Raw genomic sequence first — 23,623 nt, forward strand, 5'->3', positions numbered from 1 at the left:
CCCCGGAACGCCCCCGGCGGACCGGGGCTCCGCCGTCGGCCGCCGGGCTTGCCACAGGCGGACCATCCCAAAAGACCCGTGGACCAGATAGCGGGTATCGGTCACGGGGTCTCCTGAAGTAGTGGGGGCGCTACAGCGCCGGCTGCACCCCAAAGGCTACCGCGAGCTTCATGATCTTCTCGGCGCGGCCCAGGCGGGGCAGGTCGGAACCGTCACGGATGACGCGGCCGTTGGCTTCGAAGTCGTTCATGAAGTCGGTGGCCCAGGCGACGTCCGACGGCGTGGGGCTGATGACCTCGTTGATCACGGGTGTCTGGTCGATGGCCAGGCACAGCTTGCCGGTCATGCCCATCATCACCGTGATGCCGGTCTGCTCGCGCAGGATGGGGTGGTTGGTGCCCACGGTGGGGCCATCGATGGGGCCGGGCAGGTTGCCCACGCGGCTGGCGACGACGAGCTTGGCCCGCGGGTACGCCATGGCCTCGGGGGTGGCGGCCATGCCCGTGTCGCGGCGGAAGTCACCGGAGCCGAACGCCAGGCGGAACGCGCCCTGGGCCTTGGCGATGTGGTTGGCTTCCTCGATGCCGAGCGCCGATTCCACCAGCGGGATGACGGGGGTCTTGCCGTCCATGCGGTGGTAGCTCTCGGTGACCTGGTCCGCGGATTCGGTCTTGGCGAGCATGACGCCCAGCAGCCCCGGGGTACCGCGCAGGCCGGCGAGGTCGTCGGCCCAGAACGGGCTGGTGGCGTCGTTGATCCGGACCCAGGCCTTGCCGCCTCCGGTCAGCCAGTCGATGACGTTGTTCCGGGCCTGGTCCTTCTGCGACGGGTCTACGGCATCTTCAATATCCAGGATGATCGAATCAGCCCGCGACACGGCCGACTGGTCGAAGAGCTCGGGCTTCATGGCATTGACCAGCAGCCAGGAGCGTGCGATCTCGGCGGGGATATTCCGTTCCGGCCTAACGGTTTCGGCGGCGATGGTAGACGTCATGCTTTCTACAGTATCCGGCCTGCAAGCGGCACGGCGAAGAAAACAGCCCGCTTGTGAGGATCAATACGAACTAAACGCGTTGTGACCGGATACGGAAGCGGCGGGCGCCCTGATGACCATGCATCAGGGCGCCCGCCGCCACCGGCTGCGGAACGGTCAGGGGATGTTGCTGCCCCGTGCGGTGACCCAGAGCCGGTACCAGTCTGCGCGGGTGAGGGCATGGGCCACGCGGGCGGCGTCCGCGGAGGCCCGGATCCGGTCCGGATTAGCCGTGCCGATGACCGGCGCGATGCCGGCCGGATGCTTCATCAGCCAGCCCAGGAGGATGGCCTCGCCGGATGTGCCGTAGGTCCCCGCCAGTTCTGCGACGAGTTCCGCGGTGGCGGCCTCGGCCGACGTGGGGCTTTCCGGTTCAGCGCCGGTGTAGATGCCGCGCGCCAGCGATCCGTACGCCTGCAGGGTGACGTTGTTGCGTGTGCAGTATTCCAGCGTGCCGTGCGGAAAGCTGTAGTCCAGGTGTTCCGGATGGTTGACCAGGACCTGGCTTTCCAGCCACGCCCGCTTCAGCAGGCTCATCTCCAGCTGGTTGGCCACCACGGGAGTTTCCAGCCGGTCCTGCAGCACCTCGATCTGCGCAGCGGACATGTTGGACACACCCAGCTGCCGGACCTTGCCCTCGGACATGAGCTGGCCGACGGCGGCCGCCACCTCCGCCGGGTCTGCCAGCGGGTCCGGGCGGTGCAGCAGGAGGACGTCCACGTAGTCGCTCCGGAGCCGTTGAAGGCTGCCGTTGACCCGCTCCAGGATCGCCTCCCGGCTCAGGTCGTAGTGGGTTTGCAGGCCCCGCTCGTTCAGCCGGATGCCGCACTTGGTCTGCAGCCGGATCCGGTCGCGGAGGCCCGGAGTGGCGGCCAGGACCTCACCGAACACGGCCTCTGACTTGCCGTTCCGGTAGATGTCAGCATGGTCGAACAGGGTGATGCCCGCGTCCACGGCGGCCTGGACGGCAGCGTCGGCTTGCTCCACATGGTCAACTCCATGTGGCTCGTCAGACCAGCTGCCGCCCAGCCCCATGCATCCGTAAATGATTTCCTGCATCAGGCCCGCAGCCATGCGGTGGTGTTGCCCGGCAGCCTGCCGTCCTCCAGCGGGCCGCTGCTGACCAGGACCGTGCCGGCGGGAAGGTCGACGGCGGTGTTCCCGAAGTTGGTCACGGACTGCCACCCGTTGGGGCGCTTGAAGTGCAGGACGTCCGGGTTGGCGTTTTCCACCCACTCGAGGTCCTCGTCGGTCAGCAGTTCGCGGCGCAGCTTCAGTGCCTTGCGGTAGAGCTCCAGCGTGGAGCCCTCCGTCCCGTCCTGGGCCTCGACGGCATACTTGCTGAACCAGTCCGGCTGCGGCAGGTGGGACCCGCCGTCGCCGAAGCCGAAGGACGTGCCCTCCACCTTCCAGGGCAGCGGGACGCGGCAGCCGTCACGGCCGATTTCCACGCCCTTGTTGCGGAAGAAGGACGGGTCCTGGCGTTCCGATTCGGGAATCTCGGCCACTTCCTGCAGGCCCAGTTCCTCACCCTGGTACAGGTACGCGGATCCGGGGACAGCCAGCATCAGCAAGGTGGCGGCGCGGGCACGGCGTTCACCCAGTTCGACGTCCAGCTGGTCCTTGGGGCCGCCGGCGAGCAGCCAGTCCTTGCCGTCCTGGCCCTTGGCGCCGGCTTTTTCCTTGGCAACCTGGGGCAGGCCGTAGCGGGTGGCATGCCGGACGACGTCGTGGTTGGAGAACACCCAGGTGGAGGAGGCACCGGTGGCAGCGGCCTCGGCGAGGTTGCGGGTGATGATTTCCTTGTATTCGGCGGCGTCGAAGTCGGCCTGCAGGAGGTCGAAGTTGAACGCCTGGCCCAGGCCCTGGGGGCTGGCGTAGCGGGCGCGGCGGGTGGCGTGCACCCAGGCTTCGGCGACGGCGGTGCGCGGCGGGTTGTACTCGTTGAACACTTCGCGCCATTCGGCGTAGATCTCGTGCACTTCGTCCCGGTCCCAGAACGGGTGCGAGCCGTCGTCGAATCCGTCCACGCCGGTGTTGGCGGCGCTGAGTTCCAGTTTGGACAGGAGCGGCTCGGTGAGGTCCTTGGTGAGGGCGTGAGCCACGTCAACGCGGAAGCCGTCCACGCCACGGTCGGACCAGAAGCGCAGGGTCTTGAGGAAGTCGTCACGGATTTCGCGGTTGGACCAGTTCAGGTCCGGCTGCTCCTTGGCAAAGATGTGCATGTACCACTGGCCCGGGGTGCCGTCCGGCTCGGTGATGCGCTCCCAGGCCGGTCCGCCGAACACGGAGTCCCAGTCTGACGGCGGAAACTCGCCGTTGGGGCCCTTGCCGTCACGGAAGATGTAGCGGTCGCGGGCCGGGGAACCCTTGGGCGCAGCGAGGGCCTCCTGAAACCACTTGTGGCGGTTGGAGGAATGGTTGGGGACGATGTCCGCGATCAGCTTGATGCCGGCTTCGTGCAGCGCCTTGGCCATTTCATCGAAGTCGGCCAGGGTGCCCAGCTTGGGGTCCACGTCGCGGTAGTCATCAACGTCGTAGCCGCCGTCGGCGAGCGCCGAGGGATAGAACGGGCTGAGCCATACGGCATCGATCCCCAGCGTCTTCAGGTAGGGGACCTTGGCGGTGATGCCCTTCAGGTCGCCGATGCCGTCGCCATTCGAATCGGCGAAGCTGCGGGGGTAGATCTGGTAGACGGAGGCCTGGCGCCACCAGTTGGGATCGGCCAGACGGTCAGAGTCGGACAGGGTTGCCAGAGTGGCAGTGGTGGACAAGGACTGACCCTTTTCTTCAGTGCGGCTATATTTATATTGAATCTAAATTTACTTCCTCAAGTATTATCGGATGCTTTGGACAGGAAGGTCAACAGCATGCCTGAACCGGTTCCGGCCACTCCCCAGCTGCTGCGCCGCGTCAGTGCCGGCGCGGTCCTGGAGTTCATGCGCGCCTCGGAGGCCGTGACGGTCACCGAGGTCATGGCCGCCACCGGGCTAACACGGGCAACCACCATCGCCGTCTGCGAAGACCTGGTACGGCGGGGCTGGATCCTGGAGCTGGAGAACCAGCGTGAATTCGGCGGATACCTGAAGGGCCGCCCCGCCCGGCGTTTCGAACTCAACGAGCGGGCCGGCGTGGTGCTGGGCATGGACATCGGGTATTCCAAGGTCACCGTGGTGGTGTCCGACCTGCGCGGCACCACCCTGGGACGGTCCAGCCGCCCCTTCCAGGCCGGGGAGGTGGGTTCGCAGGAACGGATCGCCTTCATTGACGGCGTTGCCATGACTGCCCTGCGCTCGGCCGGAACGGAACCGGAGCGGGTGCTGGCCGCCTGTGCCGGGGTTGCCGCGCCCGTGGACCGGCACGGCGAGGTGGTGGCCACGCAGGAGTTCTGGGGACTGTTCGACCTGGGGCTGCGGCCCGCGCTCAAGGCAGCCCGCGGGTGGACCGTCCTGCTGGAGAACGACGCGAACCTCGCCGCCCTCGGCGACCGGTGGCAGGGAGCGGCTGCCGGCGTCGACGACGTCGTGGTGATCCTGGCCAGTGAGCGGCTGGGTTCGGGCATCGTGGAGGGTGGACGGCTGGTCCACGGCACCAGTGGGAGTGCCGGCGAACTCGCCTACCTGAACCTGGTGGAAGGCGTGGGCGACACCTACGGCATCGCCCACCTGGCGCGAACCTGGGCCGCGGAAGCACTGGACACCGCCACCCCCACCGCCCTCCGGGCATTCCAGCCCGGACGGGTGGAGGCCGAACAGGTCTTCGCCGCCGCCGGCCAGGGCGATGCCGTGGCGCTGGACATCCTCGACCGGCTCGCGGACAGGATGGCACGGGTGGTGGGCACCGTGGCCACCATGCTCAATCCGGAACTGGTGGTGCTTGGCGGCGGCGTTGCGGATTCCGCCCACGTGCTCCTGGCCCCGATCAGTGAGCGCCTTGCCGGGTACACAGCCACCCCCGCACGGGTGGCGGCATCGCCGCTGGGCGATGCCATTGTCACCGTGGGCGCGGTGCGCTGCGCCCTGGACTACGTGGAGAAGAACTCACTGGACCTGGTGCTCGCAGGGCGCGCCGCTCCGGCCTGAGGGGTTCCTACTCCGGCATGACCATGGTGCGCAGGTCCAGCTGCCTGAGCACCCGGTCGGCCACCTCGGGGTCCATGTCCGGCTCGTTGCGGGCTGCCACCACTTCCTGCCGGGCGGCGTCGAGCGCGATGGTCTGAACCGCGATGGCAAGCTCCCGTCCGCGCCGGCGCTTTTCCGCCAATGGTTCGTTCCGCAGGCTGCCGTCCGTCAGTTCTGCGCGCAGGCGCTGCATCCGTTCCTTGACCAGCTTCACCTTTTCCGGCGGCAGGTCCGTCATCAGGTCATGCTGCTTCAGGGCCGCAACGGCGGCCGCCTGGGCGCGGGCGGCAAGCAGCCGGACAGCGTCGCGTTCCGCTGTTCCATCCTCGGAGGCCTTCAGGACACGCATCAGCCAGGGCAGGGTCAGGCCCGGAAGGACCAGCGTGGCAAGCAGCACCGCGCAGGCAATGACCAGGAGGTAGTCCCGGCCCGGGAACGGCGTGCCGTCCGCCAGGGTCAGCGGCAGTGCCAGGGCCAGCGCCAGGGTGGCCAGGCCCCGCATGCCGCACCAGGTGAGGATCAGGACCTCTTTCAGGGACGTTGGCTGGAGGAGGTTCTTCCGTTTCCGGGCGCCCAGCGCCAAGACGCCCATCCACAGGAACCGGACCGCGAAAACCAGCACGCAGACCAGCGCGGACACCCCGATCATGCCGAAGATCCCGCTTCCTTCATCACGGATGACACGGCGGATTTCCAGGCCCACCAGGCCGAACGCGAGACCGGTCACCAGCAGCTCCACCACATCCCAGAAGGCATTGCGGGAGACGCGCTCCGCCGCGTCCTGGGGCGGGCGTGGCGCTGCATTTCGAGGGCGGTGACCACCACGGCGATAACCCCGGAGGCGTGCACCTCCTCGGCGAGGATGTAGGCGGCGAAGGGGACCACCAGCGTCACCGCGCTGCGGGCCACCATGGAAGTGACCAGCCGGGTGACCAACGCGATCAGCCAGCCCATGGCCACGCCCACCAGGACGGCGAGCGCGGCGCCCAGCAGGAACTGGAGGACGACGTCGGGCCCTACCTTGGTGCCTCCCACGGCGGCGGCCACGGCCGCCTGGAAGATCACGATGGCGGCAGCGTCGTTGAAGAGCCCCTCGCTTTGGAGGACGGAGATGAGGCGGCGGGGCATGTGCACGCGGCCCGCCACCGAGTCCACCGCCACCGGATCCGGGGGCGCCACCATGGCGCCGAGCGCGATGGCGGCGGGTACTCCGATGCCGGGAACCATCAGCCACGCTGCGCCGGCCACCACGGCGGTACTGATCACCACCAGCGCCACGGCCAGCATGATCAGGGTCCGCCACCGGACGCGGAACACCGCCCAGGAACTCCGCTGGGCGGTGGCGAACAGCAGCGGCGGCAGGAAGATGGGCAGGATCAGCCCGGGTTCGATTTCCAGGTCGGGGAAGCCCGGAATGAACGTCAGCGCAGCCGCCAGGAGCAGCATCAGGACCGGGTAGGGCAACCGGAGCCTGTCCCCCAGGCCCACGGCCACCACGGTGGCCAGCAGCAGTCCGACAATGAGTGCGAGCTGGTCCATAAGCCCCGTCCCCGCAGCCGGCTACGCGCGCGGTTCCAGTGCAGCCGCGACGGGCAGGGTGCCGTCGCGGAATTCGATGGTCCGGCCGGCGGTTTGGGGCAGGTCCAGGACGGCGGCCGCCACGATGGCCGTGTTGGCGCGGGAGGTATCCCGGCCCCCAACGGGTGAGGGGTCGACGTCGATCAGTCCCGTTCCGGGCTTGTCTGTCAGGGCACCCGGGCCCAGGATGGTCCAGTCCAGGCTGGTGCCGCGCAGGTACTCGTCCGCGGCCGCCTTGGCCTCGGCATACGCGAAGAAACTGTTGTCCTCGGGCACCCCGTGGTCCTTGCCGGCACCAAAGTAGGAAACCATGACGTACCGGTCCACGCCGGCCTGGGCCGCTGCGTCCATCGAACGGATGGCAGCATCCCGGTCCACCGCGTAGGTGCGCTCCGGGTTGCCGCCGCCGGCGCCGGCGGACCAGACCACGGCGTCGTGCCCGGCCAAGGCGCCGGCGATGGCCACCGTCGTCGAATTCTCCACGTCGAGGACCAGCGGCGTGGCGCCGGTGCCGGTGACGTCGGCTGCGTGGTCCGGGTTGCGGATGAACGAGGTGACGGAATGGCCCTCGCCGGTGAGGAGTGCGGACAGGAGGAGGGCCACTTTTCCGTGGCCGCCGATGATGGCGATGCGTGTCATGCACCCATTCTGCCCGCATCGCGGATAACTGCAGAAGCCATTTGCCCCTGAACAGGGCCTTTGGGCCCTGTTCGGGCTTTCCGGCCCCCACCTAGCTTGGGGGCATGGCTGCCGGACCCCATGCGGGGTTAGATGGACCCGCATCAGAAGCAATGTTGAAGCTGGGCCGTTTCTTCACGCGGTGGGACCAGACGGACGACGGCAGGGCGGTGTTCAGGGAGGGCGGCCGCAAGGGTGACATCTTCTACCGGGACCGCTGGAGCCACGACAAGGTGGTCCGCTCCACCCACGGGGTGAACTGCACCGGCTCCTGTTCCTGGAAGGTGTACGTCAAGGACGGCATCATCACCTGGGAATCCCAGCAGACCGATTACCCGTCGGTGGGCCCCGACAGTCCCGAATACGAACCAAGAGGCTGCCCCCGCGGGGCGGCCTTTTCCTGGTATACCTACTCCCCCACCCGGGTGCGGTTTCCGTACGCCCGGGGCGTCCTGGTGGAGATGTACCGGGAGGCCAAGGCGCGCCTGGGCGACCCGGTCCTCGCTTTCGCGGAGATCGCAGCGGACCCGGAGAAACGCCGCCGCTACCAGCAGGCCCGCGGCAAGGGCGGACTGGTGCGGGTGTCGTGGCAGGAAGCCATCGAGATCGCCGCCGCAGGGCACGTCAACACCATCAAGACGTATGGCCCTGACCGGTGCGCCGGTTTTTCGCCCATCCCGGCCATGTCCATGGTGTCCCACGCGGTGGGGACACGCTTCATCCAGCTCATCGGCGGGGTGATGACCTCCTTCTACGACTGGTACGCCGATCTGCCCGTCGCAAGCCCGCAGGTGTTCGGTGACCAGACCGACGTTCCCGAATCCGGGGACTGGTGGGACGCCCGCTACCTCGTGATGTGGGGTTCCAACGTTCCGGTGACCCGGACGCCTGACGCGCACTGGATGACAGAGGTCCGGTACCGCGGCACCAAGGTGGTCACCGTCAGCCCCGACTATGCGGACAACACGAAGTTCGCCGACGAATGGCTGCCGGCGCAGGCAGGAACGGACGCCGCCCTGGCCATGGCCATGGGGCACGTGCTGCTCAAGGAATTCTTCGTGGACAGGGACGTGCCGTTCTTCACCGACTACGTGAAGCAGTACACGGACCTGCCCTTCCTGGTCAGGCTGGAAAGGAACGACGGCGGCGCCCTGACGCCGTCGAAATTCCTCACCGCCCTTGACGTCCCCGGCGAGTCCGGGGCTGAGGATGCGGCGTTCCGCACCGTCCTGTTCGACCGGGCCGCCGGCCGCCCCGCCGTCCCCAACGGGTCGATGGGGTTCCGCTATTCCGGCAGCGGGGAAGGCAAGTGGAACCTGGACCTCGAGGGCATCGAACCTGCGTTGTCCCTCCGTGAAGTATCCGGGGAAAACGCCGAAATCCTGCTCCCCTGCTTCGAGGACGCCGGCGGCGAAGGCAGCATCCTGCGCAGGGGCGTCCCGGTAATGGAGGTGGGCGGCCATCTGGTAACCACCGTGTTCGACCTGATGCTGGCCCAATACGGCGTGGGCCGGGACGGCCTGCCCGGCGAGTGGGCGGCCGGCTACGACGACGCCGCCACCCCGTACACGCCGGCCTGGCAGGAGGAGATCACCAGCGTCCCCGCACAGGCCTGCATCCGGGTGGCACGCGAGTTCGCCCGCAACGCCGAGCAGTCCAAAGGCCGCTCCATGATCATCATGGGGGCAGGCATCTGCCAATGGTTCCACGGCGACACCACCTACCGGGCGGTGCTGGCACTGGTGATGCTCACCGGCTGCATGGGCCGCAACGGCGGCGGCTGGGCGCATTACGTGGGCCAGGAAAAAACCCGGCCCATCACCGGCTGGGTGTCACTGGCCAACGCCCTGGACTGGTCACGGCCGCCGCGGACCATGACGGGCACCAGCTACTGGTACATGCACACGGACCAGTGGCGGCAGGACGGATACTCCGCCGACGCCCTCAAGTCACCCCTGTCCACCGGCAAGCTGGACGGCATGCACACGGCGGACGCCATCGCCCAGTCCGCCCGGTTGGGCTGGATGCCGTTCTACCCGCAGTTCGACCGCAATCCCTTGGACGTGGCGGACGAGGCGGAGGCCGCCGTCGCCGCCGGGACAGCCGCGGACACACCCGCCTACATCGCCGAATCGTTGAAGAACCGCTCCCTCAACCCTGCCATCGAGGATGTGGATGCCCCGGCCAACTGGCCGCGGACCCTGGTGCTGTGGCGGTCCAACCTGTTCGGCTCCTCGGCCAAGGGCAACGAGTATTTCCTCCGCAACCTGCTGGGAACCCACAACAACGTCCTGGGCGGGGACAGCGCGGAGGAACTCAAACCCCGGGACGTGGCCTGGCACAGGCAAGCGCCGGAGGGAAAGCTGGACCTCCTGGTCTCCGCCGACTTCCGGATGACGTCCACCACGCTGCTGTCCGACGTCGTGTTCCCGGCCGCCACCTGGTACGAAAAGCATGACCTTTCCTCCACGGACATGCACCCCTTCGTGCACGCCTTCAGCCCCGCGATCGATCCCCCTTGGGAAACCAAAACGGACTTCGACATCTTCCACCTGCTGGCCCGGGAATTCTCCCGGCAGGCCAAGACCCACCTGGGCATCCGCCGCGACCTCGTGAGCATCCCGCTGCAGCACGACACCCCGGGCCAGCTCGCCCAGCCCGGCGGCCGGGTCCGTGACTGGCGGGACCCGGACATCCCTGCCGAGCCTGGGCAAAACATGCCCGTCTTCTCCGTGGTGGAGCGGGACTACACGGCCATCGCGGACAAGCTCGCCGCCGTCGGACCGCTGGCCGGCAAGCTGGGCTTCACCGTCAAGAACGTCACGTACAAAATGGCCGGACCGCTGGCCCGGCTCAGCCACGCCAACGGAGTGATGCTCGGCGGGGCTGCGGACGGCCAGCCGGCCATGGACACCGATGCGAAGATGGCAGAGGCAATCCTGGCATTCTCCGGCACCACCAACGGCGCCCTGTCCGTCCAGGGCTTCAAGGACCTCGAGGTCCGCACCGGACAGAAACTGGCGGACCTCGCGGAGGGTTCCGAGGAAAAGTTCATCACCTTCGCCCAGACCCAGGCGGGTCCGGTCCCGGTGATCACGTCCCCGGAGTGGTCAGGCTCGGAGACCGGAGGCCGGCGGTACGCCCCGTTCACCATCAACATCGAACGGCTCAAGCCCTTCCACACCCTCACCGGCAGGATGCATTTCTTCCTGGACCACGACTGGATGATCGACATCGGTGAAGCCCTTCCCATCTACCGGCCTCCGCTGGACATGCACCGGCTGTTCGGCGAACCCCGGCTCGGCTCCGACGGGGCCATGGAGGTGACGGTCCGGTACCTGACGCCGCATTCCAAGTGGTCCATCCACTCCGAATACCAGGACAACCTGCTGATGCTCTCCCTGTCCCGCGGCGGCCCAACGGTCTGGATGAGCCCCGCCGACGCCGATGCCATCAAGGTCCGGGACAACGACTGGGTGGAGTGCACCAACGTCAACGGCGTGCTGGTGGCCCGCGCGATCGTCAGCCACCGCATGCCGGCGGGCGTGGTCTATGTCCACCACGCCCAGGAGCGCACCATCGACGTCCCGAAATCGGAAGCGACCGGGCGCCGCGGCGGAATCCACAATTCGGTGACCCGGCTGCTGGTGAAACCCTCGCACCTGGCTGGCGGCTACGCGCAGCTGGCCTACGCGTTCAACTATCTTGGCCCCACCGGGAACCAGCGCGACATGGTGGCCACGGTGCGCCGCCGCTCGCAGGAGGTGCAGTACTGATGCGGGTGATGGCCCAGATGGGCATGGTGATGAACCTGGACAAATGCATCGGCTGCCACACGTGCTCGGTGACCTGCAAGCAGGCGTGGACCAACCGCGCCGGCATGGAATACGTGTGGTTCAACAATGTGGAGACCCGGCCCGGGCAGGGCTATCCGCGCCGGTATGAGGACCAGGAGCGCTGGTACGGCGGCTGGACCCTGAACCGGCGCGGCAAGCTGACGCTGAAGGCCGGCGGCAGGGTGAAGAAGCTCATCGGCATCTTCGCCAGCCCCGTCCAGCCCGAGCTGAAGGACTACTACGAGCCGTGGACCTACGACTACAAGACCCTGGTGGACGCTCCGTTGGGCGACGACTTCCCCGTGGCCCGGCCGAAGTCCCTGATCACCGGCAAGGACACCAAGATCACCTGGTCCGCCAACTGGGATGATGATCTGGGCGGCGCCACCGAGCACGGGAACCTGGACCCGATCGTGGCAAAGATCCGGCGTGAGTCCGAGGACAAGATCAAGTTCGCCTACGAGCAGACCTTCATGTTCTATCTCCCCCGGATCTGCGAGCACTGCCTGAACCCCTCCTGCATGGCGTCCTGCCCGTCGGGTGCTATCTACAAGCGGGTGGAGGACGGGATTGTGCTGGTGGACCAGGACCGGTGCCGCGGCTGGCGCCAGTGCGTCACGGGCTGCCCGTACAAGAAGATCTATTTCAACCACAAGACCGGCAAGGCCGAGAAATGCACGTTCTGCTACCCCCGGGTGGAGGTCGGCCTGCCCACCGTGTGCTCCGAGACGTGCGTGGGCCGGCTGCGCTACCTGGGACTGTTTTTGTACGACGCCGATGCTGTCACCGCGGCAGCGTCGGTCACCGATCCGAGGGACCTCTACGACGCCCAGATGGACGTGTTGCTGGACCCCAACGATCCCCGCGTCCAGGCGGAGGCCCGGGCACAGGGCATCCCCGAGGACTGGCTGGACGCCGCCCGCCGGTCCCCCGTCTACGCCCTGGCCAAGGTGTACAAGGTGGCCTTGCCCCTGCATCCGGAGTACCGCACCATGCCCATGGTCTGGTACGTCCCGCCCCTCTCCCCCGTGGTGGACCTCCTCCGCGACCAGGGGCACGACGGCGAGGATCCCGGCAACCTGTTCGGCGCCATCGACGCCCTGCGGATCCCGGTGGAGTACCTCGCCGAGCTCTTCACTGCCGGGGATACGGAGCGGGTTACGGCCGTGCTGCGGAAGCTCGCGGCCATGCGGTCCTTCATGCGCGGCATCAGCATGGGCGGGGACCCGGACGAGGCCATCCCGGAGTCCGTGGGCATGGACGGGCAAAGCATGTATGACATGTACCGGCTGATGGCCATCGCCAAGTACAGCGAACGCTATGTCATTCCCACGGCGCACCTTGAGCAGGCGCACGACCTGGAGGAGCTGGGCTGCTCGCTGGATTTCGACGGCGGACCGGGCATGCAGGACTCGGCCCCGTTTGGCGAGGCGAGCGGGCGGCCCGTCCCGGTGGCAGTGGACACGTTCAACGCCTTGCGGGACCGGCAGAGCTCGGACACCATCGCCGAGGGGACGGGCCTGCGCGGGCGGGTGAACCTGCTGAACTGGGACGGCCGGGGCGCCCCGTCCGGACTCTTCCCGGACAAGCCCGCCCCGGACAGGGGCCCGGCGCCGGACACCCTGGCCGGCGCCGAGGACGGGTCATGAAGCGGGCAAACATGGACCGGTCGACCGGGAACCGCCGCGACCAGGTGGTATACCTTGCCGCAGCCTGGTGCCTGTCCTATCCGGATGGGGAACTGGTGGAGCGGGTCCCCCTGGTCCGGGCGGCGCTGTCCGAATTCCCCGGCGCACTGCCCGGGTTCGCGCCCGTGCTGGACCTCCTGGAAGCGACCCCGCCCATGGACCTGCAGGCCCAGTACGTCCGCGAATTCGATCTCGGCAGGCGGCACGCCCTGCACCTGAGCTACTGGACGGACGGGGACACCCGGCGCCGCGGCGAAGTACTGGGCTACTTCAAGGAGGCCTACCGGCACAGCGGTGTCCTGGTGGACCTGGACGGGGAGCTCCCGGACTACCTGCCGATGGTGCTCGAGTTCGCCGCCAGGGTGGATGGAGCCGCCGGCCGCGACCTGCTGCAGCGCTACCGGGCCAGCCTTGAGATGCTCCGGCTCGGGCTGCTGCGGGACAACCTGCCCCACGCCCGGATCCTGGCGGCCATCTGTGCCACGCTGCCGGGAAAGTCACCCCAGGACGAGCAGGAAGTGATGCGCATGGCCGGATACGGTCCGCCGACCGAAAGCGTGGGACTGGATCCCTACGACCCGCGGCTGCTCCCCGTCAGGAGGTCCTGACCATGCCGGCACTCGGGGCGGCGCTGGAGGCGGAGCCAGGAGCCGTCGTCGTGCTTAGCACCTGGGACACCGTCCTGTGGGGCGTGCTGCCGTACGTCATGGCGGTGGTGCTGGTGGGCGGCCTGGTGTGGCGCTACCGGTACGACCAGTTCGGCTGGACCACCAGGTCCTCCCAGCTGTACGAATCCAGGCTCCTGCGGATCGCTTCCCCCCTGTTCCACTTCGGGCTTCTGGCCGTCATCGCCGGCCACTTCTTCGGGCTGGTCATTCCCATGGCCTGGACGGCAGCCGTGGGCATGAGCCAGGAGTTCTACCACTTCAATGCCTTGGCTGTGGGCGGCATTGCCGGGGTGGGAACCCTGGGCGGAATCGCGCTGCTGATCTACCGGCGGCGCACCACGGGGCCGGTGTTCATGGCCACCACCAAGAATGACAAGACCATGTACGTGGTGCTGACCGCCGCCATCGTCTTCGGCCTCTGGACCACGCTGGCCAGCGTCTTCGAGGGCGAACACGGGCACAACTACCGGGAAACCGTGGCGCCCTGGTTCCGGTCGCTGTTCATCTTCCAGCCTGACATCGCGGCGATGGCGGCCGCCCCGTTCTCGTTCCACCTCCACACGCTGGTGGGAATGGCGCTGTTCGCCATCTGGCCGTTCACGAGGCTGGTGCACGCTTTTACCGCGCCCCTGCACTATCTGTTCCGCCCGTACATCGTCTACCGGTCGCGGGACAGGGAGACCAAGGGCCGCGGCTGGTCCGCCGTGGGCACGCCGGACAGGGACACCCGCAACCGCTGACCGGCGGTGCGTTTGGATGATGTGGTGAGGAGCTAGCAGTGGCCGGAACAACCTCTAAGCCAGCCACCGGCAGGGCGCTGAACCTGGCGTTGGCGACGGCGGCCTCCGTGGCGGGTTTCTGGGCGTGGAACTCGGTTGCCACGCTCGGTGCCTTCTACACGCAGAATTTGGAGCTGAAGCCTGCCACCACGGGCATCCTGGTGGCCATGCCGGTGTTCGTCGGTTCGCTGGGACGGATCGTCGTGGGCACCCTGACGGATAAGTATGGCGGACGGGCCATGTTCACCTTTGTCCTGCTGGCCGCCATCCCTCCCATCCTCCTGGTGTCCGTGGGCGGCCTCATCAGTTCCTTCGCCCTGGTGCTGGGCGCCGGGCTGCTGCTCGGCGTGGCCGGGACCGTGTTCGCCGTCGGGATACCGTTCGTCAGCGCCTGGTATGAGCCGGCCCGCAGGGGTTTCGCCACCGGTGTGTTCGGGGCGGGGATGGGCGGCACAGCCCTGGCGGCCTTCCTGAATCCCCGGCTGGTTGCCGGGATCGGGTACTTTCCCACGCACCTGCTGATCGCCGGCGTCCTGGCGGTGATGGCAGGGCTGGTCTGGTTCCTCATGAAGGAAGCGCCAGGGTGGGCCCCCAACCATGCGCCGGTGCTGCCCAAGCTCATGGACGCGGCCAGGACGGCGGTCACCTGGAAGATGTGCTTCCTGTACGCGGTGGTCTTCGGCGGTTTCGTTTCGTTCGCCACCTACCTGCCCACCTACCTCAGGGACGTGTACAGCTTTGATCCCGCCGGCGCCGGTGCCCGGACGGCCGGTTTTGCCCTGGCCGCGGTCCTGGCCCGGCCCGTCGGCGGGGTGCTGGCGGACAAGCTCGGCCCCAGGCCCGTGGTGCTCGTGGCGCTGGCCGCCGTCGCCGTCCTGGGCTGGGTGGTCAACCTCAGGCCCGACGGCGAGGTGCCCGCGGGTGCCACCTTCGTTGCCATGGCTGCGGCGCTGGGGTTGGGGACGGGCGGAGTGTTTGCCTGGGTTGGGGTCCTGTCACCGGCCGGAAAGGTGGGAAGCATCAGCGGCATTGTCAGTGCCGCGGGTGGCCTGGGCGGGTACTTTCCACCGCTGGTGATGGGCGCGACCTACGACGCCGCGACGCGCAGCTATTCGATCGGGCTGCTCCTGCTGGTCGGCACGGCCCTGGTGGCCCTGGTGTTTACCCTGTTCGCGGTCCAGCGCAGGGCCGGGACGGCAGCGGTTCAGCGGGCGCGGTAGCGCAGGTACACCACCCCGTTGCCGAACCGGCGCTGGTCCACCAACTCCAGCTGCGCCTTGAGTCCGTCAGGCAGGAAGCGCAGGCCGCCGCCGACGGCCACCGGATTGATGAACAGCCGGCACTCATCCACCAGCCCGGCTTTGAGGGCGTGCGCCGCGAGGGTGGGGCCGCCGATGCTGATGTCCTGGTCGCTGCCCGATTTCAGGTCCCGCACGGTTTCCGGGAGGAATTGCCGCTCCAGGCGGGTTTTCGGGGTGCTGGGGGTGTCCAGCGTGGTTGAGTAGACCACCTTGTCCGCCCCCTGCCAGATGCGGGCGTAGTCCTGGATGACGGGCGGCTCATCCCGTGTGTCCATGGTTTCCCAGACGGACATCACCTCATACATCCGGCGGCCCAGCAGGTAGGTGCCCACATCCCGCTCCAGGTCGTTGACGAAGGCGTGGATTTCCTCGTCCGGCATGGACCAGTTGAAGTTGCCGTCCGTGTCTGCGGTGTAGCCGTCGAGGGACATGATTGCGGAGTAGATCAGCTTCGCCATGGGCCCATTCTGCCGGGGGAATGACGCGGGGAACAGGGGCCCGCCCAGGTTGGCCGGCCGGTAGGGATTACAGCAGGTTCGCCGCCAGGGTCCGGGCGATGAAGGTGCCGTAGCGTTCGGCGGACCATTCCCGCTTGATCACCAACGTTTCGTAGAGTTCGGCGGCAGTGGAGGTGAACATGACGTCGGCAGCCTCGGCTTCGGTGAGGCCGGGCCTGAGAAGCCCCCTGCCCACCAACTGCCGGGCATTGTGCAGCATCCGGCGGTAACGGGCCTCGTCCACGTCCCGCAGCAGTGCCGCCATGGAGGCGTCCCCGCTGGCCGCCGCGTCCCTGATCAGAAGGTAGACCGGGGCTCCAATGGGACTGATCTCCGTGGTGAACCGGCCGAACCGCTCCATCAGGCGTACGGGATCCGACTCGGTTTTCTGGGCGAGATCGGACCTCTGCTCGGCCGGCGGTCCGCCGGCGCCGAGGAGGCTCTCCTCGTAGATGGCGCGGACCAGCCCCGCTTTGCTGCCAAAGTTCTTGTAGACCGACTCGGCGGAGACGCCGGCAGCGCGGGCAATCTGCGCAATCGTCGTCGCCCCGAAACCCTGGGTGAGGAAGAGCTCCCTGGCATGCGTCCGGACGCTGTGCAGCGACTCCGCAGCGAGCTGCCGGCGCCGCCGTGCGTCATAACTTCGCCTTGCGGGGCGTTTCCCGGAGGCATTGACTGGGCTCTGCATGCGGTCTTAAACTCCAATCAATACAGCTAACTGTATTGAAATCAATCTAACAGGTCACAGCCTCGCCCGGCGAGGCACCAAGGAGCATTTCCATGGACACGCCAGACGGCGTGGACCGCCTCCCAGACGGCCCTGTGCGCCGAATGTTTTCCGCAACACAGCGGCGCGACCTCGATGCCATGCTGGCCGAGTTCGCAGACGATTACGTCAATATCACCCCCAACCACCCGGCCCGCAGCTTCACCGGAAGCGCACAGGTGCGGAAGAACTGGTCCGCACTGTTCGCAGGGATCCCCGACATGACCGTGACCGTGCTGGACTCGGCAACCGGCACCGGCGGCAAGGTCTGGGTCGAATGGGGATCGCGCGGCACCCGCCTGGACGGCAGCGCCGTCGAGCAGGCCGGCGTGGCAATCTTCAGCGTCCGCAGCGACCGGATTGCGGCGGTGAGGTTCTACCTGGAGCCTGTCGAAAAGGACACGGCGGACGTGGATGCCGCGGTCCAGGCCGTCACCGGAGCAGGCACGGAAGGAGCACGGCCATGATCCTCCTGGTCGGGGCAACGGGTGACCTGGGCGGCCGGGTGGCAAAACGGCTGCGCGCTTCCGGACAGGAGGTCCGCTGCCTGGTCCGGCGCCAAACGGACGATTCGCCACTCCGGGCGATCGGCGCGGAAGTGGTGCGCGGAGACCTCACCGAACCTGCCACGCTGCCGCCCGCGTGCGAGGGCGCGGACACAGTGATTGCCACGGCAACGGCGATAAGCCGCCGGTTCGCGGGGACCAGTTCCGCTACCATCCGGGACGTCGACGAAGTGGGAATGGGCCACCTTGTCGACGCCGCGGAAGCCGCCGGCGTGCAGCGCTTTGTCTACCTGTCCTTCCCGATCGGCAGCGCCAGCCTCCGGACCCCGCTGGAACAGGCCAAGCTCACCATTGAGCGCCGCCTGGCGAACTCACCCATGCGGACCGTAGTGGTACGTTCCGACGGACTGCAGGAAGTCCAGCTCAGCCCCGCCGCACGGTTCGACCTCGCGGCGGGAAAGGCAGGCGTCATCGGCAAGGGCGACAACCGCCGTCGGCTGGTGTCCACCGGGGACATTGCCGTTCTCCTCGCCGCCGTGGCACTGGAGCCCGATCCGCCGGCGCAGATCGACGTGGGCGGACCCGAGCCTCTGACCAAGAAGGAGATCATCGGCATCGCGGGGGAACTGGCGCACCGTCCCCTGAAGGTGCAGCGCATGCCCCGTCCTGTGGCGCGGATGGCCACGCTTATGTTGAAACGCAGGAACGACGCCATGGCTTCTGCACTGGGCGTCGGGTTGGCCTCGGATATTGAGGAGGCCACCTGGGATGACAAACCCTTGCGCCAGCGCGGGATCAACCCGAAGTCGGTCACCGAATTCCTGAAGGAGCAGTCGCAGGCGCTGGCCGGCCACTGACCCGCCAATCACGGTCGGCGCGACACCAGGAACTGCTGGGCCAGCGTCCAGAGGTTGGAGACCGTCCAGTAGACCAGGACGCCGATAGGGAAGAAGATCCCGCCCACACCGAAAACCAGCGGGAGCAGGTAGAGGAGAATCCGCTGCTGGCGCATCAACGGGCTATCCGTGTCCTGCCCCGCCAAGGTCCGTGCCGCCACGAGTTTCTGCGTGAGGAACTGGCAGGTGATCATCACCAGGATCATGGCGACGGCGAGGACGGCCACGGCGGCGGGGTCACCGCCCCCATGCAGGAGGGACGCCGAGAGGGGCGCCCCGAAAATGCCGGCGGACGCGAACTGGACCACCTGCCCGTGGTCCAGGGCTCCGATGCCTTCGCCCCGCGGCGAGGCGCCGGAGAGTCCGGACAGAACCTGGAAGAGGGCCAGGAAGAACGGCGCCTGGATCAGCAGCGGGAGGCAGGCAGAGAACGGGTTGGTGCCGTGCTTCTTGTACAGGGCCATCTGTTCCTGCGCCATGGCCTGCCGCGACACCGGGTCCGTCCGGCCCTTGAACCGCTCCTGGAGCTCCTGCAGCTCCGGCTGCAGGAGCCGCATCCGGCGCTGGGCCCGGACCTGCGCCAGGAACACGGGAATCAACACCGCCCGGATCACCAGCACCAGCCCGACGATGGACAACGTCCAGGTCCAGCCGTCCCCCGGCGGCATCCCCGCCGCACCCAGCCAGTCGTGGAACCCCGCCATGACGACCGAAACTATCCATCGGAACGGCTCCATGACCGCCGCAAAAACGTCCACCGAATCCCCCATCCGCAGTTGCTGCCAAGCTACTGCAAATGCGGGAAACAGGAAAACCCCCGGAATCTCAAGGATTCCGGGGGCCTGCCCGGTAGCGGTGGGGAGGCTCGATCTCCCGACCTCACGATTATGAGTCGTGCGCTCTAACCAACTGAGCTACACCGCCACGAATGAGAAAAACCTGCGTCAAGCCGGTCAAAACCGCCTTGACGCAGGCCCTCATTCAGAGCCCCCCACCGGAATCGATCCGGTGACCTCGTTCTTACCAAGAACGCGCTCTACCACTGAGCTAGGGGGGCAACGAGTAAATACTCTACCCGAAGATTTCCGCACCAACAAATCGGCATTCAGGCCCTCCGCGCGCCTGGAATGGCACCCGTTGCCGGGACCTCCAAAGCGGCACTTTCCCCGGAATTCCGGGGCTGGCGGGGCCGTGAGGGCACAGCTGCCGACGCCGGGATGGACCTTTGAGAGGCCCCTTCCCTCTATGCCGGGACCGGAATGTGTCCAGCCCCACATCCTGGCTTCGGGTTAAATGCCGATGGGCCGGCTCGAAAGCCGGCCCATCGTCGTCGTCATTTGCTCAACGCGCGGAAGTGTTTACCACTTGCCCTTGCGGTTGAAGTCACGGTGTCCGCTGTCGCCGCCGCTGCGGGGCTTGCGGGAACCGTCGCCGTGGCCGCCGAAGCGGGAGTCCCCGGCCTGGCCGCGGTCGCTGAAGGAACGCTCGCTGTAGGAACGGCCGCCACGGTCAGCCGAGGACCGCTCGCCGTCGTTTTTGCGGAACTCCTTCTTGAAGCCGCCGTTGCCCTTGAAATTGCCGCCGCGGTTGCCCTGGTAGGCGCCGCGGTCGCCGGAGGGCTTGCGGCCGTTGTCCAGCTCGAGGTGGATCAGCTCGCCGCCGATCCGGGTGCGGGACAGCGCGCGCAGCTGTTCCTGGCTCAGGTCCGCGGGCAGCTCCACCAGGGAGTGGTCCGAGCGGATGTCGATGCCGCCGATCTGTGCGGAGGAGATGCCACCCTCGTTGGCGATGGCGCCCACGATCGAGCCGGGCATGACGCGCTGGCGGCGGCCCACTGCGATGCGGTAGGTGGCGTTGCCCTCGGTCAGCGCACGGGTCGGCCCACGTGAGCCGAAGCCGTCCTTGGAGCGTTCGCGCTTCTGGAATTCTGGAGCGGCGGGCAGTTCCTTGACCAGCAGCGGCTGGCCGCCCTGCGCCATGACGGCAAGGGCCGCAGCGATCTCCGCTGCCGGGACGTTGTGCTCTTCCTCGTAGGAGGCGATGAGGTCGCGGAACGCCGCGACGTCCTCGGAGGCGAGGGTCTCGGTGATGCGCTCGGCGAACTTGCCCAGGCGCAGCGTATTCACGGTCTCGGCCGTGGGCAGGTGCATCTGTTCCACCGGCTGGCGGGTGGCCTTTTCGATGGAACGCAGCAGGTACTTCTCCCGTGGCGTCATGAACAGGATCGCCTCGCCGGAACGGCCGGCACGGCCCGTGCGGCCGATGCGGTGCACATAGGACTCGGTGTCATGCGGGATGTCGTAGTTGATGACGTGGCTGATCCGCTCGACGTCAAGGCCACGGGCGGCGACGTCGGTGGCCACCAGGATGTCGATCCGGCCTTCCTTCAGCGCGTCAACGGTGCGCTCGCGCTGCTGCTGCGGGATGTCGCCGTTGATGGCGGCAGCCTGGAATCCGCGGGACTTCAGCTTGTCAGCCAGGTCCTCGGTGGCCATCTTGGTCCGCACGAAAGCGATGACGCCGTCGAAGTCTTCCACCTCAAGGATGCGGGTCAGCGCGTCCAGCTTCTGCGGGCCCATGATCTGTAGGTACCGCTGCCGGGTGTTGGCTCCGGTGGTGGTCTTGGACTTGACCTGGACCTCAGCCGGATTGTTGAGGTACTGCTTGGACATCCGGCGGATCTGGCCCGGCATGGTGGCCGAGAACAGCGCCACCTGGCGGTCCTCCGGGGTCTGCTGGAAGATCTGCTCCACGTCTTCGGCGAAGCCCATCCGCAGCATCTCGTCAGCCTCGTCCAGCACCAGGTACTGGAGTTCGGACAGGTCCAGGGAACCCTTGGAGATGTGGTCGATCACGCGGCCGGGGGTACCCACAACCACCTGGGCGCCGCGGCGAAGGCCCGCCAGCTGGGGCCCGTAGGCGGAGCCGCCGTAGACCGGCAGGACGGTGAAGTCGTCAATGTGCTTGGCGTAGGAGGTGAAGGCCTCGGCAACCTGCAGCGCCAGCTCGCGGGTGGGGGCCAGGACCAGGGCCTGGGTCTTGCGGGAGGGGCCGTTGAGGTCGTGGAGCTCGGCCAGGCGGGACAGTGCCGGTACTGCGAATGCTGCAGTCTTACCGGTGCCGGTCTGGGCCAGGCCCACCACGTCGCGGCCTTCAAGCAGCAGCGGGATGGTGGCGGCCTGGATGGGGGACGGCTTCTCGTACCCGACGTCCTGCAGGGCGGCCAGGACTCGGCCGTCGATGCCGAGGTCGGCGAACTTGACGGTGTTTTCGTCTTCGTCCGCGGCAGGGGCGGCCGTGGCAGGCGCCTCAGCAGCGGGAGCCTCAGCAGCAGGGGCTTCAGCGGCGGGAGCGGTTACGGGAGCCTCGGCGGCAGCCACGGGGGCGTCCTCGATAACAGCGGTGGTTTCGTTCTGGTTTTCGGGCATAGGGATTTATTCCTCATCCATAGGGGGCCAGGCGGCACTACCCGAGGTGAGCGGAGCCGCAGTACACGTGCCGATGGTGCCGGGCAAACGTTGACCGGCCGGTCACAGAAGTCCGGCGCTTTCGCAATCCCATGGCAGGACTTCGCGCTGCATCTCTTGGCTGCTATCCCAGCAGTCTGTACAGCGTTTTCTTTAGCCGGCTCTCCCTATGAAAATGCCCGCATCGCTTGCGCGGGCCCCAACACTTGCCAGTCCTGCCTCAAGAATTGGGCAGGAAAAAGGGATTTCCGGAATGGGGGATGTTTCCAGTGTAGGGCACGGACGCCGCGGACCGGAAATTGAACGGCCGACGACGGCGGGTGAGCTTGCGCACACAGCCCGCCGCACAGCAGCGACGGCGGGCGGGTGTCACCGTCCCAGCCGCCGCAACAGCACCTCGAACTTGGTGTGGTATTCGTCCTGGAGCCGGATCTCGCCGTCGGCCTCTGCCCCGCGAAGGACCGCAATGAGGTCCGCGTCCGGCTCACTGAACCACTTGCCAATGGTGACCCCATGGCGCGGGACGAACGTGCGCTCGATGGTGTCGCCGGCCTGGATGCTGCCGGTGCGGAGGACACGCAGGTATGTTCCCACCCGTCCTTCGTCGGTGAAGCGCTTCACCCACTGGGGTTCCTTCATCCGCCGCTGGAAAGTGGCGCAGGGCGTGCGTGGAGACGTCACCTCAAGTTCGACGCCGGCGCCCACCGTCCAGCGCTCCCCGATGACCGCGTGGGTGGCCTCGATGCCGGAGATCCGCAGGTTCTCGCCGAAGAAGCCCGCGGGCAGCTCCCGCCCCAGGGCGTCGGCCCAGTAGTCGGCGTCGGCCTGTGAGTAGGCGTAGACGGCCTGGTCCTCCCCGCCGTGGTGGGCCCTGTTGGCCTGGATATCGCCGCGCAGCCCCAGCTTGTGTACCTTGACCGGACCATTTACCGGGCGCTTGTCGATGGCCGTGACGCCCACGCTGCCCCCATCCCGCAGGAGCTGGTGGACGCGGCAGACGGCAAGGACAGAACCGGATTCCATGGGACCAGTCTAGGGATTTCCAGCACAGGGCCCCACGCGCCGGCAATGGGCAGGTCTCCCCCGCAGCCGCGGGTAATTCCGCTCGCAGGCTGTTCCTGCAGGGACTACGCTGATTCGAGACTTGCATTTGGGGGTGCAGTGCTGCGCCCAAACCGTGCGACCAATTGAGGGGGGACGCCGTGGACTCGGACCAGAAAGGCCCAAACGAGGAACCGGAAAACGGGCCGGCGGGCAACGGCAGCAGTGACACCGGCAGCACCGCCAAGCCACCGCCCTGGCAGGTACCCAAGCCGGACCTGCGTCCCGAACTCCTCAACGAACCCGTCACCCCCGTGGATCCGTTCGCGCGCGAGCGGGAGAAGCAGCTCAACCAGGCGGCAGCGCGCAAGAAGCGCTCCCAGCGGCGCACCGTGGTGGTGGGCCTGGGCGTGACCGCTCTGCTGGCCGGCACCATCACGGCGGTGGTTGCCAGCAACGAAGACGACCCCGACTACGCCCAGGTCTGCTTCAACGAAGAAACCGGCGAGCGCGTGGCGGACAACAGCTGTGACAGTTCCGCAGGCCGCGGTGGCGGCCTTTACGCCTGGTACTTCTACTCCCGCGGGGCCAGCGTTCCGGCAATCGGCCAGAACAGGTCCACCTCACCCGGCTACTCCCGTACCATCCCCAGCGGCGCCAAGGCGTCCACGGGCTACAGCAGCAAGGGCGGCACGGTCAGCCGCGGCGGGTTCGGTTCAAGCGCGAAGAGCGGCACAAGCGGCGGTGGAAAGGTCTCGGGGGGCTGAT

General features: G+C 67.5%; 18 protein-coding genes, 2 tRNA genes and 1 pseudogene. 9 read left to right on the forward strand and 12 right to left on the reverse strand.

Annotation, left to right across the window (positions count from 1 at the left end):
* Positions 1 to 130 precede the first annotated feature (130 nt).
* The 3 genes from NIBR502770_RS12715 to NIBR502770_RS12725 all read right to left on the reverse strand — a co-directional run bounded on the left by NIBR502770_RS12715 (position 131) and on the right by NIBR502770_RS12725 (position 3,807).
* On the reverse strand, positions 131 to 994 hold the full coding sequence (locus tag NIBR502770_RS12715) for a CoA ester lyase (protein ID WP_141159722.1): 864 nt from the start codon (positions 992 to 994) through the stop codon (positions 131 to 133).
* Positions 995 to 1,150: 156 nt separating this feature from the next.
* Complete coding sequence (locus tag NIBR502770_RS12720; protein ID WP_141183416.1) at positions 1,151 to 2,092, reverse strand: aldo/keto reductase family oxidoreductase; 942 nt, start codon at positions 2,090 to 2,092, stop codon at positions 1,151 to 1,153.
* The gene (locus NIBR502770_RS12725; protein WP_141182149.1) at positions 2,092 to 3,807 is read right to left on the reverse strand and encodes a glycoside hydrolase family 13 protein; all 1,716 of its coding nucleotides are present in this window, start codon (positions 3,805 to 3,807) and stop codon (positions 2,092 to 2,094) included. Before NIBR502770_RS12725 ends, NIBR502770_RS12720 begins: the two co-directional genes overlap by 1 nt.
* A gap of 96 nt (positions 3,808 to 3,903) precedes the next feature.
* Between NIBR502770_RS12725 and NIBR502770_RS12730 the strand changes: the two genes are divergently transcribed.
* Positions 3,904 to 5,115 carry an ROK family protein gene (locus NIBR502770_RS12730; protein ID WP_141182150.1) on the forward strand — a complete coding sequence of 404 codons (1,212 nt, stop codon included), beginning with the start codon at positions 3,904 to 3,906 and terminating at the stop codon, positions 5,113 to 5,115.
* Between the two features lie 7 nt (positions 5,116 to 5,122).
* Here the strand turns inward: NIBR502770_RS12730 and NIBR502770_RS12735 are convergent.
* Positions 5,123 to 6,693 (reverse strand): annotated as a pseudogene (locus NIBR502770_RS12735) (Na+/H+ antiporter).
* 21 nt (positions 6,694 to 6,714) lie between these two features.
* Complete coding sequence (locus NIBR502770_RS12740) at positions 6,715 to 7,371, reverse strand: SDR family oxidoreductase (RefSeq protein ID WP_141182151.1); 657 nt, start codon at positions 7,369 to 7,371, stop codon at positions 6,715 to 6,717.
* Between the two features lie 104 nt (positions 7,372 to 7,475).
* Here NIBR502770_RS12740 and NIBR502770_RS12745 point away from each other — a divergent pair, with 104 nt between their 5' ends.
* The 5 genes from NIBR502770_RS12745 to NIBR502770_RS12765 are packed head-to-tail and all read left to right on the forward strand — an operon-like array spanning position 7,476 to position 15,601.
* The gene (locus tag NIBR502770_RS12745) at positions 7,476 to 11,186 is read left to right on the forward strand and encodes a nitrate reductase subunit alpha (protein WP_141182152.1); all 3,711 of its coding nucleotides are present in this window, start codon (positions 7,476 to 7,478) and stop codon (positions 11,184 to 11,186) included.
* On the forward strand, positions 11,186 to 12,895 hold the full coding sequence (gene narH, locus NIBR502770_RS12750; protein ID WP_141182153.1) for a nitrate reductase subunit beta: 1,710 nt from the start codon (positions 11,186 to 11,188) through the stop codon (positions 12,893 to 12,895). Before NIBR502770_RS12745 ends, narH begins: the two co-directional genes overlap by 1 nt.
* Positions 12,892 to 13,542 carry a nitrate reductase molybdenum cofactor assembly chaperone gene (gene narJ / locus NIBR502770_RS12755; protein ID WP_246839640.1) on the forward strand — a complete coding sequence of 217 codons (651 nt, stop codon included), beginning with the start codon at positions 12,892 to 12,894 and terminating at the stop codon, positions 13,540 to 13,542. Before narH ends, narJ begins: the two co-directional genes overlap by 4 nt.
* Before the next feature lie 2 nt (positions 13,543 to 13,544).
* Positions 13,545 to 14,342, forward strand: a complete 798-nt coding sequence (gene narI, locus NIBR502770_RS12760; RefSeq protein WP_141159715.1) for a respiratory nitrate reductase subunit gamma — start codon at positions 13,545 to 13,547, stop codon at positions 14,340 to 14,342.
* Positions 14,343 to 14,380: 38 nt separating this feature from the next.
* On the forward strand, positions 14,381 to 15,601 hold the full coding sequence (locus tag NIBR502770_RS12765; protein WP_141159714.1) for a nitrate/nitrite transporter: 1,221 nt from the start codon (positions 14,381 to 14,383) through the stop codon (positions 15,599 to 15,601).
* Here the strand turns inward: NIBR502770_RS12765 and NIBR502770_RS12770 are convergent.
* On the reverse strand, positions 15,586 to 16,140 hold the full coding sequence (locus NIBR502770_RS12770) for a dihydrofolate reductase family protein (protein ID WP_141182154.1): 555 nt from the start codon (positions 16,138 to 16,140) through the stop codon (positions 15,586 to 15,588). The genes NIBR502770_RS12765 and NIBR502770_RS12770 overlap by 16 nt on opposite strands.
* A gap of 67 nt (positions 16,141 to 16,207) precedes the next feature.
* Complete coding sequence (locus tag NIBR502770_RS12775) at positions 16,208 to 16,867, reverse strand: TetR/AcrR family transcriptional regulator (RefSeq protein WP_141182155.1); 660 nt, start codon at positions 16,865 to 16,867, stop codon at positions 16,208 to 16,210.
* 92 nt (positions 16,868 to 16,959) lie between these two features.
* Here NIBR502770_RS12775 and NIBR502770_RS12780 point away from each other — a divergent pair, with 92 nt between their 5' ends.
* Both NIBR502770_RS12780 and NIBR502770_RS12785 read left to right on the forward strand, forming a co-directional pair.
* Positions 16,960 to 17,412, forward strand: coding sequence for a nuclear transport factor 2 family protein (locus NIBR502770_RS12780; RefSeq protein ID WP_141159711.1), 453 nt, complete (start codon positions 16,960 to 16,962; stop codon positions 17,410 to 17,412).
* Positions 17,409 to 18,308 (forward strand): SDR family oxidoreductase, encoded by a 900-nt coding sequence (locus NIBR502770_RS12785; RefSeq protein ID WP_141159710.1) that lies wholly within the window; start codon positions 17,409 to 17,411, stop codon positions 18,306 to 18,308. Before NIBR502770_RS12780 ends, NIBR502770_RS12785 begins: the two co-directional genes overlap by 4 nt.
* An 8-nt stretch (positions 18,309 to 18,316) precedes the next feature.
* Here the strand turns inward: NIBR502770_RS12785 and yidC are convergent, their stop codons facing one another.
* From yidC to NIBR502770_RS12810, 5 genes are all read right to left on the reverse strand, one after another.
* A complete protein-coding gene (gene yidC / locus NIBR502770_RS12790) occupies positions 18,317 to 19,105 on the reverse strand; it encodes a membrane protein insertase YidC (protein ID WP_371416460.1) in 789 nt (262 codons plus the stop codon).
* Positions 19,106 to 19,197: 92 nt separating this feature from the next.
* Positions 19,198 to 19,271, reverse strand: a tRNA-Met gene (locus tag NIBR502770_RS12795).
* Between the two features lie 61 nt (positions 19,272 to 19,332).
* Positions 19,333 to 19,404: transfer RNA gene (locus tag NIBR502770_RS12800), tRNA-Thr, on the reverse strand.
* A 301-nt stretch (positions 19,405 to 19,705) separates the two neighbouring features.
* On the reverse strand, positions 19,706 to 21,775 hold the full coding sequence (locus NIBR502770_RS12805; protein ID WP_141159708.1) for a DEAD/DEAH box helicase: 2,070 nt from the start codon (positions 21,773 to 21,775) through the stop codon (positions 19,706 to 19,708).
* 408 nt (positions 21,776 to 22,183) lie between these two features.
* Complete coding sequence (locus NIBR502770_RS12810) at positions 22,184 to 22,837, reverse strand: MOSC domain-containing protein (protein ID WP_141182156.1); 654 nt, start codon at positions 22,835 to 22,837, stop codon at positions 22,184 to 22,186.
* A 179-nt stretch (positions 22,838 to 23,016) separates the two neighbouring features.
* Between NIBR502770_RS12810 and NIBR502770_RS12815 the strand changes: the two genes are divergently transcribed.
* Positions 23,017 to 23,622 (forward strand): Tat pathway signal protein, encoded by a 606-nt coding sequence (locus tag NIBR502770_RS12815; RefSeq protein ID WP_141159706.1) that lies wholly within the window; start codon positions 23,017 to 23,019, stop codon positions 23,620 to 23,622.
* The last annotated feature ends 1 nt before the right edge of the window (position 23,623 follow it).

This window comes from Pseudarthrobacter sp. NIBRBAC000502770 (genome assembly GCF_006517815.1).
Lineage (GTDB): Bacteria > Actinomycetota > Actinomycetes > Actinomycetales > Micrococcaceae > Arthrobacter > Arthrobacter niigatensis.